13 protein-coding genes are annotated in these 15402 nt (G+C 60.2%); 7 read left to right on the top strand and 6 right to left on the bottom strand.

Going from position 1 to position 15402, the window contains the following annotated elements:
- Positions 1-27 precede the first annotated feature (27 nt).
- The gene (gene bktB, locus CAL20_RS18045; protein WP_094822290.1) at positions 28-1209 is read right to left on the bottom strand and encodes a beta-ketothiolase BktB; all 1182 of its coding nucleotides are present in this window, start codon (positions 1207-1209) and stop codon (positions 28-30) included.
- A 188-nt stretch (positions 1210-1397) separates the two neighbouring features.
- On the opposite strand from bktB, the gene CAL20_RS18050 reads away from it, so the two are divergent.
- The 3 genes from CAL20_RS18050 (at position 1398) to CAL20_RS18060 (ending at position 4101) form a co-directional block, all read left to right on the top strand.
- Positions 1398-2555, top strand: coding sequence for an acyl-CoA dehydrogenase family protein (locus CAL20_RS18050; RefSeq protein WP_094822291.1), 1158 nt, complete (start codon positions 1398-1400; stop codon positions 2553-2555).
- Between the two features lie 70 nt (positions 2556-2625).
- The gene (locus CAL20_RS18055; protein WP_094822292.1) at positions 2626-3639 is read left to right on the top strand and encodes an acyl-CoA dehydrogenase family protein; all 1014 of its coding nucleotides are present in this window, start codon (positions 2626-2628) and stop codon (positions 3637-3639) included.
- 87 nt (positions 3640-3726) lie between these two features.
- The gene (locus CAL20_RS18060) at positions 3727-4101 is read left to right on the top strand and encodes a tautomerase family protein (RefSeq protein ID WP_094822293.1); all 375 of its coding nucleotides are present in this window, start codon (positions 3727-3729) and stop codon (positions 4099-4101) included.
- 38 nt (positions 4102-4139) lie between these two features.
- On the opposite strand, the gene CAL20_RS18065 is transcribed toward CAL20_RS18060, so the two are convergent.
- The gene (locus CAL20_RS18065; RefSeq protein WP_254924175.1) at positions 4140-5033 is read right to left on the bottom strand and encodes a LysR family transcriptional regulator; all 894 of its coding nucleotides are present in this window, start codon (positions 5031-5033) and stop codon (positions 4140-4142) included.
- A gap of 99 nt (positions 5034-5132) precedes the next feature.
- On the opposite strand from CAL20_RS18065, the gene CAL20_RS18070 reads away from it, so the two are divergent.
- The 3 genes from CAL20_RS18070 (at position 5133) to CAL20_RS18085 (ending at position 7999) form a co-directional block, all read left to right on the top strand.
- Positions 5133-6395, top strand: a complete 1263-nt coding sequence (locus tag CAL20_RS18070) for a CaiB/BaiF CoA transferase family protein (protein WP_094822295.1) — start codon at positions 5133-5135, stop codon at positions 6393-6395.
- On the top strand, positions 6392-6862 hold the full coding sequence (locus CAL20_RS18075) for a MaoC family dehydratase (protein ID WP_094822296.1): 471 nt from the start codon (positions 6392-6394) through the stop codon (positions 6860-6862). The genes CAL20_RS18070 and CAL20_RS18075 overlap by 4 nt, the downstream gene beginning before the upstream one ends.
- Before the next feature lie 165 nt (positions 6863-7027).
- Complete coding sequence (locus tag CAL20_RS18085) at positions 7028-7999, top strand: Bug family tripartite tricarboxylate transporter substrate binding protein (RefSeq protein WP_094838558.1); 972 nt, start codon at positions 7028-7030, stop codon at positions 7997-7999.
- A 204-nt stretch (positions 8000-8203) separates the two neighbouring features.
- Here CAL20_RS18085 and CAL20_RS18090 read toward each other — a convergent pair whose 3' ends face one another.
- From CAL20_RS18090 to CAL20_RS18105, 4 genes are all read right to left on the bottom strand, one after another.
- Positions 8204-9463 (bottom strand): quaternary amine ABC transporter ATP-binding protein, encoded by a 1260-nt coding sequence (locus CAL20_RS18090; RefSeq protein WP_094838559.1) that lies wholly within the window; start codon positions 9461-9463, stop codon positions 8204-8206.
- The gene (locus CAL20_RS18095) at positions 9460-10317 is read right to left on the bottom strand and encodes an ABC transporter permease (protein ID WP_094822300.1); all 858 of its coding nucleotides are present in this window, start codon (positions 10315-10317) and stop codon (positions 9460-9462) included. Before CAL20_RS18095 ends, CAL20_RS18090 begins: the two co-directional genes overlap by 4 nt.
- Before the next feature lie 574 nt (positions 10318-10891).
- Positions 10892-11890, bottom strand: coding sequence for an ABC transporter substrate-binding protein (locus CAL20_RS18100; RefSeq protein WP_094822301.1), 999 nt, complete (start codon positions 11888-11890; stop codon positions 10892-10894).
- A gap of 572 nt (positions 11891-12462) precedes the next feature.
- Positions 12463-13722, bottom strand: coding sequence for a class I SAM-dependent methyltransferase (locus tag CAL20_RS18105; RefSeq protein ID WP_094822302.1), 1260 nt, complete (start codon positions 13720-13722; stop codon positions 12463-12465).
- A gap of 217 nt (positions 13723-13939) precedes the next feature.
- On the opposite strand from CAL20_RS18105, the gene CAL20_RS18110 reads away from it, so the two are divergent.
- A complete protein-coding gene (locus CAL20_RS18110) occupies positions 13940-15118 on the top strand; it encodes a Bcr/CflA family multidrug efflux MFS transporter (RefSeq protein WP_094838560.1) in 1179 nt (392 codons plus the stop codon).
- Positions 15119-15402 lie beyond the last annotated feature (284 nt).

Below are 15402 nucleotides of genomic sequence, written 5' to 3' on the forward strand. Positions count from 1 at the left end.
CCTGCCCCTCGAAGTGCTTACGCGGAATTACACGCGCTCAAAGATCGCGGCAATCCCCTGCCCGCCGCCAATGCACATCGTCACCAGAGCATAACGGCCTTGGACGCGCTGCAGTTCATACAGCGCCTTGACCGTAATGATGGCGCCCGTCGCGCCGATCGGATGGCCCAGGCCGATCCCACTGCCGTTCGGGTTCACCTTGGCCGGATCCAGCCCCAGCTCGCGCGATACCGCGCAAGCCTGCGCAGCAAAGGCTTCGTTGGCCTCGATGACGTCCAACTGATCCACCGTCAGGCCGGCGCGCTTGAGGACAGCTTGCGTTGCCGGCACAGGGCCGATGCCCATGATGGACGGCTCGACGCCTGCATGCGCATAGGCCACCAGCCGCGCCAAGGGTTTGACGCCGCGCTTTTCAGCGACCGAGGCGTTCATCAGCACGACAGCAGCTGCGCCGTCGTTCAAGCCCGAGGCATTACCTGCCGTCACCGTCCCGTTTTCCTTTTTGAACACGGTCTTGAGCGCGGCCAGGCCTTCGGCCGTCACGTCGCGCCGCACGTGTTCGTCGGTGTCGAAGACAACTTCGCCTTTACGGGTTTTCTGGACGATGGGCACGATCTGATCGCGGAAATAGCCTGCATCGATTGCAGCCGCCGCGCGGCGGTGAGACTCTGCGGCCAACGCGTCCTGGTCGGCGCGGCTGATGCCGAACTTTGCCGCCACGTTTTCGGCCGTCACACCCATGTGAATGCGTTCGAAAGGATCCGACAGCGCGCCCGTCATCATGTCCAGCAACGCGGCGTCGCCCATGCGCGCGCCCCAGCGCTGCGCCGGCGCGATGTAAGGCGCACGGCTCATGCTTTCCGCGCCTGCGCCGATGGCGATGTCGGCATCACCGAGCAGGACAGTTTGCGCGGCCGACACGATGGCCTGCAGGCCCGAACCACACAGGCGGTTGACGTTGAAGGCGGGCGTTTCCTTGGCAATGCCCGCATTCATGGCCGCCACACGCGACAAATACATATCGCGCGGCTCGGTATTGATCACATGCCCGACGGCGACATGCCCCACCTCGTCGCCGCCAACGCCCGCGCGAGCCAGCGCCTCTTTGATGACAGTCGCGCCCAGATCGATAGGCGGCACATCCTTCAACGCACCGCCGAAATCGCCAATAGCGGTACGGGCGGCTGCGGCAATGATGACTTCATTCATGCAATATCTCCAGGAGCACGACATGCCGGCACCATACCGGCAGCAACTTCACCATCATACTGCGCTGCGGCAAAACGGGTCTGGCGCTGCCTGATACGAAATATGTATCGGCCTGCCAAAAAAAAATATTAGACAAGGATCCGCCTGCAGAGGGATAGTCCAACACCAAGGAGCCGCTAGTCCACAATATGATAGATACGCTTGAACTGACCGCCATACCCACCGAAGACGAATCCCTGCGCGCAGACATACGCGCCTTTCTGGACGACGCGTTGGCCGATATGCCGCCCGATCAGCGCGCTCGATCCTGGATGGGCTTCGATGCTGAATTCAGTCAGGCCTTGGCTGCCCGCGGCTGGCTAGGCATGACCTTGCCGCGCGAATATGGCGGCGCGGCACGTGGGCATTTTGCGCGATTCGTCCTGTCCGAGGAGCTGCTGTGCGCCGGTGCGCCGGTATCGGCCCACTGGATCGCCGATCGCCAAAGCGCCCCGTTGATTCTGAAGTACGGCACTGAAACGCAGCGCCAGTTTTACCTGCCCCGCATCTGCCGCGCAGAGGCGTTTTTCTGCATCGGCATGAGCGAACCGAACTCAGGCTCGGATCTCGCCAGCATTCGCACGCGGGCCGAGCCCAGGGACGGCGGCTGGCTGCTCAATGGCAGCAAGATCTGGACCACCAACGCCCATCGGTCCCATTACATGATTGCGCTGGTGCGCACCTCGGGCACGGCAGCCGACCGGCATCAGGGGCTCTCGCAACTGATCATCGATCTGTCGCTGCCGGGCATCACCATACGCCCCATCGAAGACCTGGCAGGAGACGCCCATTTTTCCGAAGTGTTCTTCGACAACGTCGCGCTCGATGCGTCGGCACTGATCGGCACCGAGGGCGACGGATGGCAGCAAGTCAATGCAGAACTGGCGTTTGAGCGCAGCGGGCCCGAACGCATCTATTCCAGCATGGCGCTGGTGCAATGCTGGCTGTCGCATTGCCGTGCCATGCAGATCAACGACGCCCACACCACCGCTGCGCTCGGTGAAATCCTGACGCAACTCGCCACGCTGCGCGCCATGTCGCTGGCCATTGCGGGGCAACTGGCCTGCGGCCGCAGCCCCGCCACCGAGGCCGCACTGGTCAAAGACCTGGGCACAGAACTGGAGCAACGCATTCCCGATCTGCTGGCACAACTCTTGAGCCAAACGCCAGATCGCGCGATACCCCCAGAACTGCTGCGCACCTTGGCTTACGTCGAACAAGTCAGCCCGACCTATTCGCTGCGTGGCGGCACGCGCGAGATTCTGCGCGGCATCATCGCGCGAGGGCTGGGGCTCAGGTCAAATTAACGTTGCAGTATTGCTGCAGCATCTTTTGTTATCTCGGCATCGATGCCGAGGCGTTTCGAAGCGACTGACGATGGATACTTTATTCGGCGACGCCGCCCAGCGCTTGTTTGCACAAGCCTACCCCATAGAGGTTCTGCATGCCATCGAGCGCGGCCAAGCTGCCACCGGAGCCTGGCAAGCGGTGGAAGACTCCGGTTTTCTGGACGCGCTATTACCGGAGGATGCCGGTGGAGCCGGCCTGCGCCTGGCCGACATCGTGCCATTGGCCCAATCGGCGGGACATCACGCCGTGGGCGCGCCAGTGATTCAAACCTTGCTGGCGCGCGCCTGGTTGCATCACGCCGGCCATCAACCGCCGTCAGGCCCCATCGCCCTCGCTCCCTTTCAGGTGCACCACACCACAGCCGGCATCCAGGCCCACGCCGTCGGCGCCGCCCGCATCGCGCAATGGGTGTTGGCAGCGATGCCGGATGGGGCACGTTTTCTGCCCGTCGCACAAGCCGAGATCACGCCCTCGGGTGGCCATGGCAGCCTCGATGCGGACATGCACTGGCCATCCGCCGTACTACGGGACAGCCCTCTGCTGAACACTGCCGACGTCAGCTTGGCGGATTTGGCGGCTGTGGCCTACGCCGGCCTGATCGCTGGCGCACTGGAACGGATCCTGGCGCTGACCATAGACTATGCCAACCAACGCACCCAGTTTGGCAAACCGATTGGGCGTTTCCAGGCGGTGCAGCAACAGATCAGCGTCTTGGCGGAGCAAGTCTGGGCAGTGCGCACGGCGGCGCAACTGGCGTATCAAAGCCCGGACTGGCGCCCCGCCCCCTTGTTGGCCGCACTGGGCAAAGCACGCGCCAGCGCGGCCGTGACGCGGGCTGCGGATATTGCGCATGCGGTGCATGGCGCAATCGGCGTGACCGCAGAGTACGAGCTGCAGTATTACACGCGCCGATTACGCGAATGGCGTCGCGCCGCCGGTGGCGAGCCGTATTGGAACGCCCGCATCGGGGCTGATGCGCTGGCAGCGTCTACGTCTGCACTGGACTACGTGCGCAAGCATCTCTTTGCTGTCATTGAGTGATCGCATCCTCGCCTGCCAAGATTGCTATGATGCGACTCATCTCAACCCCAGCGGGCCGCAGGCTCGCTTGACTCGCCAGGAATCGCCATGCCCGTCCTGAATATGCAAATCATGCAAGGCCATAGCACCGCTCAAAAAGCGCAACTGCTGCAGAACTGCTCGCAAGCTGTCGTCGACAGCATCGCCGCGCCTCTGCCCTCCATCCGTATCGTGCTGGAAGAAGTCGCCGCCGAGCATGTCATCGTTGCAGGAGAAATCGGCAAGCCCATGGCACTGGTCATCGCACGCCTCATCGAGGGCCGCACCCCCGAGAAAAAAGCCGCACTCATCGCCGCGGTCAGCCGCGCCGTTCACCACAGCCTCGACATTTCAGAACAAGACGTGCGCGTCATCGTCACCGATGTGCCCAAGACCGACATGGGCGTCGCAGGCGGGATCACCGCTCTGGCCGCCGGACGCTGAAGCAGCCCCGCTGCCGCTCCATCATTCTCAATGGCGCATCATCGCGCCGACAGCATGGAGTCGCGCAGCCGCAATACCGGCGCACACGAGGTATCGCGGTGCGCCACCAGCGACAACGCCAACGCATCATGAGCATCGGCGTCCAGCAAATCCACGAATTTCACATGCGGCGTGGAATAAGCGCGCGTCACACCCGGCACCAGGGCCACGCCCAGACCGCTGGCCACCAGACTGACGAGCGTCTGCACCTGAATCGCCTCCTGACTGATTCGCGGTGAGAAACCGGCTTTGTGGCACAGAGCTTGAGCGACGCCATGCAAGCCTGGGACCTTGTCCGGCGCATACATCACGAATGGCTCTGCCCGCAGTGCTTTCAACGCGACAGGCCCGCCATCGGCCAACGGATGCGTCGCGGGCAGCGCCAGAATCAGGCTGTCGCGCTCGACCACCCACGACGATAACGACGCGTCCTCGGCCAATGGGCCACGCACCAGACCCGCATCAATCTCATTGGCACGCAGCATTTCCGCCAAGCGCTTCGTACTGTCTTCGCGCAACTCCAACGCGACATCGGGATAACGGCGCCGGAACTCAGGCAAACAACGCGGCAGCAGCATGTACGTGGCCGAGCCGACAAAACCCAGACGCAACCGTCCTAGCTCGCCCAACGCTACACGCCGTGCAGACTGCCGCGCCTGGTCGGCATGGAATAACGCGCGTTGGGCATCAGCCATCAAGGCTTGCCCGGCTGGGGTCAACGACACCCCTTTTGCGCCGCGTTCCAGCAGCAACACACCTACGCTGTGCTCCAGCTTTTGTATCGAGACCGACAGCGCAGGCTGCGCAATGTGCAACGCCTCGGCGGCACGCCGATAACTGCCGAGCTCGGCGATCGTGACGAACTGGCGTAACTGCCTCAAGTCCACAGCCATAACAAATTCCATATCGCGTCATACCAACGCCATATTAGACGGTTATCTGCTGGGTGATTAGGATGGCATGCATCAGATGTCCCCTATCGCAGAGCAGCAATGCAGACGACAAACAGCCCCTCCGAGCGCAGCGCCTTGGCCGGTGTACGCATCCTAGACCTGACGGCCGTGGTATTCGGCCCCTATGCCTCGCAGATCCTGGCCGACTACGGCGCGGATGTCATCAAGGTCGAACCGCCGGAAGGCGACTCGACCCGCCGCACCGGGCCCAGACAAGAGGATGATCTAGCTGCAATCTTTCTGGGCATCAACCGCAACAAGCGCAGCATCGTACTGGACCTGAAACAAGCCGACGCGCGCGAAGCCCTGCTGACTCTCGTTGATAGCGCAGACGTCCTCATGCACAGCATGCGCCCGGCAAAAATGGCGCGGCTGGGCTTGGACCCGCAAAAGCTGTGCGCCCGCAATCCACGACTGATCTACGCCGGCCTGTATGGTTTTGGCGCGGGTGGCGCGTATGCCGATCAGCCCGCCTATGATGACATTGTGCAGGGCCTCACAGGCATCGCTGACATCACGCAGCGCCAAAGCGGCGAACCGCGTTATCTGCCCACCATAGCCGCAGACAAAACCTGCGGCCTGGTAGCGGCCCACGCCATTCTGGCGGCCCTGTTTCAACGCGAACGCACAGGCCTGGGGCAGCAACTCGAAGTCCCGATGTTCGAATCCATGGCGTCGTATCTCTTGGTGGAGCATTTTTACGGCCGCCACCTGCAAGACAGCCCTGATACCGGCACCGCAGGCTATCCGCGCGTATTAGCCCCCTGGCGACGCCCGTATCAGACCACCGACGGCTATTTGTGCATGATGCCTTACACCGATGCCCATTGGCACCGCTTCTTTAATGAAACCGGCCACGAAGCGCTGGTCGATGATCCGCGCTTTACGGACATCACAGCACGCACACAGCATATCGAGGACCTCTACGCGCTGGTAGGCCGCATCGTCGCAGACCATCCCACGGCCCACTGGCTCGCCTTGTGCCAGCGCCTGGAAATCCCGGCCGCGCCCGTCAACCGCCTGGAAGACCTAGAGCAAGATCCGCATCTGCGCAGCGTGGATTTCTTTGTTCCGTTGACCAGCACTGCCGGTCACCACTATCGCTTTACGCGCAACCCTGTCCGGCTGCAGCGCTCTCATGTACCGCCGGCCATGCCGCCTCGGCTGGGTGAACACACCCGCCAGGTGCTGCAACAAGCAGGGCTGTCACCCCAACGTATTGAAGAGTTGCTGGCGAGCGGCAGTGCTCGCGACAGCAACCACTCCGTTTCCCTTTCCACGCCACCCGAGGTTGAGCAATGACAACACCCCAAACCCCTACCGTGCTAGGACGAGGCTACTACTGGCAGGACCTGCAAGTCGGCCAGCGCTTTCACACATTCCGCCGCACCATTACCGAGACCGATATCGTCAACTTCATCAGCGCCACCGGCATGCTGGAGACCATCTTTATCGATGCCACCTTCGAACACGGCGCCATCCGCGGCCGCCCCGCGCCGGGCGCACTGACATACGGCTTGATCGAGGGGCTGCTGATGCAAGGCATGGTACAGGGCACTGGTCTCGCATTGCTGGAGGTACATAAAAAAATGCTGGCGCCGGTCGTTGCGGGCGACACCATCTGGGCAGAAGTCGAAGTCACCGGCATACGCCCTACCTCCAAAAACAATCGCGCCGTGGTGAACTCATCGATCGAAGTTCGCAACCAGCACGGACAAGCCGTGATGACTTACACAGCGACGCGTTTGCTCGCCGGCAAGCCCGATTGAATCGCCAACCCGGCGCATCCAACGAGGTGCGCCGGAAATAAAAACGGGCGCAGGACGCCAGATAACAACAACGCATTGCCGCCTGCGCCTTGAGACATAAGCAACAACAGCGCATCACCTTCGCGCTGCAAAACAAAAGCCACAACAATACAAGGAGACAAACACATGAAACGCATACATCACCTATTCGCCGCCCTGATAGCCCTGGCAGGCATCGGTCTTGCCTCGTCCGCACTGGCCGCCTGGCCCGAACGCCCGGTCACCATGGTGGTACCTTTCCCACCCGGCGGCCCCACGGACCTGGTCGCTCGGGTATTGGCCAAGCAGCTATCCGAGCAAACGGGCCAGACCTTCGTCGTCGAAAACAAAGGCGGCGCCAACGGCAACATAGGCATGCAGTATGCGGCAGGGGCCAAACCAGATGGCTATACCGTGCTGTACAACACCTCATCCATTGCGTTAAGCCCCAATCTCTACCGCAACCTGGCGTTTGACCCCATCAAAGATTTCGATGCGGTCTCATCGACAGCGGTGATCCCTCTCGTGTTGTTGACGCATCCCTCAGTGCCTGTGCACAACGTCAAAGAATTCGTCGACTATGCCAAATCCCATCCAGGCAAACTGTCTTATGCCTCAGCAGGCGCAGGCAATGTGACCCATCTGGGCGCACTGCTATTCCTGCGCTCGGTGGACATAGAGGCCGCCCATATCCCTTATCGCGGCAGCGCGCCCGCCATGACAGATTTGGTGGGCGGCCAAGTTCAATTCATGACCAACACATTGAACGACTCACTGGGCTTTATCCGCGAAGGAAAACTACGCGCCCTGGCCGTCAGCAGCAGAACGCGCAGCCCTCAACTACCCGATACCCCCACCTTGGCCGAGACCGTCGTTCCCGATTTCGAAATGGGCGCATGGCAAGGCATCGTCGTCCCGGCGGGCACACCGGCGGAAATCATCAACAGTCTCAACGCACAGATCCGCAAGGCCCTGCAATCGCCCGAGGTCTTGAAACAGCTCGCCGCCCAAGGTGCGCAACCACTGGGCGCCTCGCCACAGGAGTACGAACAATACATCAGCGATGAGATCCAGCGTTGGCACGAGGTCGTCAAGGCCGCCAATGTACGGCTGGATTGAATATTCTGGCTTCGACTCAGCGTGCAGCTATCCCCACAGTGAACGTCGAATGCTGAAACGTAGAGGTCCAGGCATGGAACATGGGCCTAGATGCATTGCCTCGGCATGGCCAGATGCATTAGGGGGGCGACCTAAGTCGCCCCCTAATGCCATACTCGTCAAGGTGCTCAGGAATCATGCCGGAACACCAAAAGGCTCGCGGCGCTAAGCAGACTCGGTCGCTTTGACCGTATTCTGGTTCGGCTCTTCATCAGTTGCTGACGACGCAGCCGCTTCAGGCGCAGCATCCTGCAATGCCGGCGTGACCAGGTCCACGACCTTCTTGCGGGACAGCATACCGATGAACTCGTCATCCTCGCCCGTCACGGCGACCGGTTGATCACTGTGCACCAGACGAGCCAATACCTCGTCCAGGCCAGCCGTAGCAGGCACCGACGCCAGATCCTCGACATACGCCGACACATCGCGCACACCTGCTTCGACTGCGCGCTGCGCTGCCTCGCTCGTGAGCACACCCGCCAATCGCTTACCATCAAGCACCGGCGCATACTCGAAACTCAACGCATGCATACGGTCCAACGCATGCGCCGGACGGGAACGCATGGTCAACGTCAGCCGCGGCGGATTCACCGCATGCGCAGCATTGAGGACCTTGGTACGGTTGACGTCTTGCAAGAATGCCTGCACATAGTCATTCGCCGGATTCAGCAAGATGTCTTCCGGCGTGCCCTCCTGCACCAGCTCGCCGTCCTTCAGAATCGCAATGCGATTACCCAGACGCAGCGCCTCGTCCAGATCGTGCGTAATGAACACGATGGTCTTGTTCAGCTTAGCTTGCAACTGCAACAGATGGTCCTGCATTTCACGGCGGATCAGCGGATCCAGCGCCGAGAACGCCTCGTCCATCAACAGGATCTCGGCATCGGTCGCCAAGGCACGAGCCAAGCCCACGCGCTGCTGCATCCCACCCGACAACTGATGCGGATACTGCGCTTCAAACCCATTCAGCCCGACCTGATCCAGCCAATGGCGCGCGCGCTCTTCCCGCTCCGCCTTGGCCACACCCTGCACAGTCAGACCGTACGCAGCGTTATCCAGCACCGTACGATGCGGAAACAAGCCAAAGCGCTGGAACACCATGCTCATTTTCTTTTGGCGGAACGTCTCCAGCTCACGCTTGCCCAGGCTGACCACATCCACGCCATCGACCAGGATATGGCCGGCGCTAGGTTCGATCAAACGATTGAAATGGCGGATCAACGTCGATTTACCCGAGCCGGACAGACCCATGATGACGTAGATACTGCCCTCTTCGATCGACAGGCTGATGTCACGCAACCCCAGCGTATGGCCGCTCTTGGCCAACAGGTCTTCCTTGCTCATGCCGCTCTGCGCGGCAGACAACCACTTTTCCGGATGCGGGCCAAAGATCTTATAAATGTTTTTGACTTCAATCTTGCTCATCGGTGGCCTCCTTTACGTACACGGTGTCCATAGGATTGTGTAATGCGGTCAAACAACACCGCCAACACCACAATCCCCAGGCCTGCGAGCAGACCTCGGCCAACCTCCAGACGATTGATACCCAACAACACTTCGTAACCCAGGCCACGCGCCCCGATCATCGAAGCAATCACCACCATCGATAACGCCATCATCGTGGTCTGGTTGATACCAGCCATGATATTGGGCAAAGCCAGTGGCAACTGCACACCAAACAACTGCTGGCGCGCATTCGCGCCAAACGCGCGCGACGCCTCGAGCACCTCGCGATCAACCAGACGAATCCCCAAATCAGTCAAGCGGATCAGCGGCGGCACCGCATAAATCACTGTAGCAATAATCGCGGGAATCTTGCCCAAACCAAACAACATCACCACCGGAATCAGATAAACGAAACTCGGCATTGTCTGCATGACGTCCAGAATCGGCAACATGATGGAGCGCAGCCAATTGACCCGCGCCATCAGCACTCCCACTGGGATACCGATAATCACCGACAGCCCTGCCGCCATGATCATCAGTGCCAGCGTCTGCATCCCTGCATCCCACAGCCCCAGCAGTCCGATCACGCACAACAGCGCGCCCATGGCAATGCTCAGACCAATACGCCGGCTGACACCCCAGGCAATCGCGATGGTGACCAACACCACCAGCCACCATGGCGTGCTGCGCAAGACTTGCTCCAGCCACACCAACGCGCTCAGGAACGGCTGCGACATCGATTCCAAGGTGTCCGCATACTGCGTCACCAAGTGATCGACAAATGAATCAATAGCGCCACGCACAGCGCGTGGCGGAATAATTTCTGGAAACATAAACCCTCCTTACGGGCATGCCGTAGAGCGATGCAGCCGATAAACACACAGAGCAATCAGCTGCATGACCCTAGTCACGCAATGTGCCTCTCGTACCAAGCCAACGGCCACAATCGCCTTCGGACTAGGTCACATGAACATGCCGTACGAACATTCACACAACATGCCCCCTGCTCACGCCCGACGTGGCATGCGCCGCACGCACATATCGCCCGGCACACGTCAGCGACGAGACACATGTAGGACACATACGAGAACCACAGAAAAACACAATCAATGCCGCGGCCAGCCACTACTGCGAGTCCCTGCTGGGTGCCGGGCAGTTGCCCGCCGGCCCGTAGAGCCGCGATGTAGCCTCGCGCAGCGAGGCCGAGGCCCCTGCTCACGGGCCGAGTCGCGGCGATAGGGCCGGCGGGCAACTGCCCGGCACCCAGCAGGGACGCCTAAGCAGAGAAACCCGCTGCACTGAGCACAGCCCCACCGCACGAAAATAACGTAGCGGAGCCACGCGCACACATGAAACGCGGGCGCCTATCACTTCAACAGGCCAAGCGAGCGTCCCGACAAGCGACGCTTACAACGCCGCTTTGACCCGCGTAGCCACCTCCGCAGGCACCCACTTGCTCCATACATCAGACTTATTCTTCAGGAACCACTGGGCAACATCAGACGACTCATCCCCCGACTCTTCCATATAGGCCAACGTCGCATCCATCTCGGGCAGCGGCACGGAAACCTTGGACAAGAACTCGGTCAACTTCGGTGCTTTCTCTGCAAAACCAGAATTCACAGCCGTAAAGACGGGGTTTTCCGGATAAGCGCTAGGCTGAGGATCCTTGCACTGCGGCGACGTCAGACACTTATGCTTTTCCGCGTCATACGGCGGCAATTCCAGCTTCACCAGATCCAGCGAACCCACCAGCGGCGTCGGATACCAGTAATAGAAAACCACGTTCTGCTTGCGCTTGTAGGCCGATGTCAACGCGGCCTTCTGGGCAGCGCCGGTGCCCGGCGAATACAGCGTGTACGAATCGTCCAATTTCAAAGCATGAAACAGATTCGTGCTGACGACTTCGCAACCCCAGCCTGCCGGACATCCGTAGAAACGTCCCTTGGAGGGCTCTTCCGGATCTTTGAATTCATCCTTGAATTTAGGCAGATCCGCCGCCGACTTCAGCTCAGGCAGACGTTCCGCGGTATAGCGAGGGATAAACCAGGCCTCGCCGCCCATATACACATCACCGATGCGCTTGACCTTGCCGGTCTTCTCGGCCTTGTCCCATGGTTCGGCGACGCTGTTGAGCCAAATCTCGGTATTGATGTCCAAATCGCCGCGCTCTAACGCGGCCAACGCTGGCAGCGTTTCTGTAGGCAGGGTTTCGGTCTTGCACCCATAGCCCTTTTCCATGATGAATCGTTGGACATCGACCAGGACCAGATTGGATTCCCAGTTCATGCCGCCAAACTTGACCGGACGGTCGATTTCGCATTGTGCGTCGGCTGCTTGAGCAGTACCGGCAAACGCGAGGAACACCGCTGCAGCGGACAGGGTTTTGACAGGATTGAAACGCATTGGCTTTTGCCTCCATAGGTTCAAGGACACCTCGCCAACCAAACCAGGTTGCGTGATGCCGTGGAGCTAAGGGGGTTGTGCGGAAGACGGGCAGAACCGCCAATACAAACCGACACTAGCAGCGAGACGTGGCGTCGCAAGGGACGTCAGCCTCGTCAGACAGCAAACCCAAACAGCAGCCCTCAAAAGGCCCCTGTCGGGATGACAGAATTTTGAATACAACTAAATGAAGAAGCCAGCATCTTAGCCGATTTTGACTGTCCGACCAACACCCATGTCGAATCATTTGGATACAAAAATCCAAAAAACGGCTAGGGAAACTACTCATTGATCGGGTGCAAAGCCCCTATCTACGCGGTGTTGCGCCGCAATATAAACAGGACACATTTAGTTTCTTTGAGTTTCTAACAGTTGTTATTGAGGCGAAAAATTTGCCGGTGGCCGGCGATTTTCGGTCAATTTTTCCGCTAATTTTTCAGGCAGCGAAACGCGGGGCCGCCATTTTGGCGACCCCGCATGTCAGCTGTCCGTTCGCGCCGGCAATCAATGAGACCGACGGACAACCCCCATCCTCACGCGTCGGTATACATATAAGTTCGTCGCCATGGATAGCCAAGATCTGCCGGGTTATCCAACTCGTCGGGCCGCCCCGTCGCCGGCGTCGTGGCCAGCACCTGGTGCAATGCGATCCAGCCATGCTCGAACGCCATCGCGCAACCCGCCAAATACAGCCGGTAGGCCCGCAGCGACCGGGCACCCTGCTCGCCTTGCAAGAGTTGGACGGCTTCGGGCAGACGTGCCTCCAGCGCATCGCTCCATGCCCATAGGGTACGTGCGTAATGAGGGCGTAGGTTTTCCACGTCCACCCCTTCCAGACCGCCGTTGGTCATGGCTTCCATCACGCTGCTGATGTGGGTCAGTTCACCGCCCGGGAAGATGTATTTTTCAATGAACTCGCCCATCCCGCTGCCCAGCTCGGCGTTATACAAGCCGGCCGCGGTAATGCCGTGGTTCATGATCAGCCCGCCCGGTTTGACCAGGCGCCGCAGCTTGGCAAAGTACCCTGGCAGTTGGGCGCGGCCCACGTGCTCGAACATCCCGACTGACGCCAATTTGTCGTAGGGCTGAGACTCATCGAGTTTGCGGTAGTCCAGCAGTTCCATCCGCACTCGGCCCGACAGGCCCTTCTCCTGGATCAGTTTATTGACATAGGCATGCTGATTACGCGACAGCGTGATCCCCGTCGCATCGACCCCGTAGTTCTCCGCGGCCCACAGCAACAGCCCGCCCCAGCCGGCTCCCACATCCAGAAAGCGCTCGCCCGCCTTCAAACGCAACTTGCGGCAAATGTGGTCCAGCTTGGCCTCTTGAGCCTGAGCCAGATTCATCTGGGGCGTACGGTAATACGCGCAGGAATAAACGCGGCGCGGATCCAGCCACAGCGCATAAAACTCGTCGGATAAGTCGTAGTGAAACTCGATTTGCTTGGCGTCACGCTCGACGGAGTGGCGCCACACCGAGATCACTTTGCGCACCAGTTCCGTCAACCAGCCCCCCCGTGCCGCATCGACCGGCGAACCCGGCAACAGCGCCGCAGCAGCGGCCATGACATCGCGCATATTGCCCTGGATATCGATGCGACCCTCGACGTAATCCTGGCCCAACACCCCGACCGCCCCTTCGGCCAAGTGAGCCAACGCCGATTTATCGCGCGCGACGAACCGAACCTTTGGATCGGCAGGCCCGACGACAGTGCCATCAGGCAACTCTAACTGTACGGTGACTGGCAATGCTTGCAACTTGCGCTCTACAGCAGACAGCATAGGATTCACAGCTTCTCCCCTACATGAAAGAACTGAGCAACTCTATCCGAAAATCACCACTCACTGCCAGTCCTACACGCATGCTAGAATAGTTAGCTTGCTATCTAATTCAGCGAGACGTCAACTTCCCTATCCATGCGCGGTGTTTCTGTGCGGCACGCGCATTACCAGTAGCACAGCCCCTCCCGCCCACGCATTCATGCCATCGCAGTCTTTACCTCGCCGCATGCCCGGCTGGCTCATCTTGATGGGCGTGCTCACCGCCATCGGGCCATTCTCCGTAGATATGTATTTGCCGGCCTTTCCGGCAATTTCCGCTGGGTTGCAGGTCCCACGCGGCGACGTCGAGCGCACGTTGGCAGCCTATCTGGTCGGATTGGCCCTGGCTCAAATTGTCTACGGCCCTCTCGCCGACCGCTACGGCCGCAAACTCCCCATGCTGGGGGGACTGGGCATATACGCCATCGCATCGCTCGGCTGTGCACTGGCCAGCACTATCGAAATGCTGACGCTGTGCCGCGTACTGCAAGCCCTGGGTAGCGCGGCCGGCATTGTTATTCCTCGCGCGGTGATCCGCGATCACTACGAAACTCAGGACGCGGCACGCGCCATGTCCATGCTCATGCTGATCATGGGCCTCGCACCGATTCTGGCGCCGCTGGTTGGCGGGCAATTGCTTTTCTTTGTCGGTTGGCGCAGCCTGTTTTGGCTGATGGCGGCTGTCTCGTTGGCCATGATCATCGCCACCACGTTGATCATGAAGGAATCCCTGCCGCCGGCGCGCGTACAACCGTTGCGCGCCAGCGGCATCGCCGAGAATTATCTGGCCCTGATCCGACACCGTCGGTTTATCGCACACAGTCTGGCCGGGGGCCTGGGCTCCGCCGGCATGTTTGCCTACATCATTTGTTCGCCTCGAGTATTTATCGAGTATTACGGTATCGCGCCCGAGCACTACGGGCTGCTGTTCGGCGCCAATGCCGCCGGGCTTATCATCGGCTCGCAAGTCAGCGCCCGGCTGCTGCGCAAACGCACCCCCATTCAATTACAGCGCGTCGCCCAAAATGCCTTGGCTGTCGCTAGTCTCTTGGCCCTGTTCCTGGCCGTGACCGGCTGGATGACGTTACCGCTGTTGATGGCGTGCCTGATCGGTTATATGTTCAGCCAGGGGTTCGTCAATCCCAACTCGGCGGCGCTGGCCTTATCGGAACAAGGCATGCGCCTGGGGGCCGCATCGGCCTTGCTCGGCACGCTGCAAATGTCATGCGGCGCGATCGCCGGCGTCGTCGTGAGTATTTGGCAGACAGACGGACCGTTGCCGCTGGCCACGGTCCTGGCCTGTTGCGCCACCTTGTCCTGGTTGTCCGGCCGCATCGCCCGCCGGGGTCCGCCCCTCTCTCTATAGGTGGGGGGAATCGGCGGTACTCTGCCCTGCGCACACGGACAATGGGGATATTTTCCCCTTTGACCAACACCTATCAGCCTAGCTATTGATTTTTCTCGCCTTTTCGTATTAGAATGGCGAGCTTCGTATGAAGTTTTCCCGTGAGTAGCCTACTATGCTTTGTAGCTACCACTTTCGACCAGCACCCCGTGTATAGGTACAGCGGGCGGCGGGTAGCGGGTATAAGCACAGGCGCCAAGCCTATCTACCTGTCTTTCCTTCCCCAGCTTCGCCATACGCGGCCA

The organism is Bordetella genomosp. 4, from assembly GCF_002261185.1.
Classification (GTDB): domain Bacteria; phylum Pseudomonadota; class Gammaproteobacteria; order Burkholderiales; family Burkholderiaceae_B; genus Bordetella_A.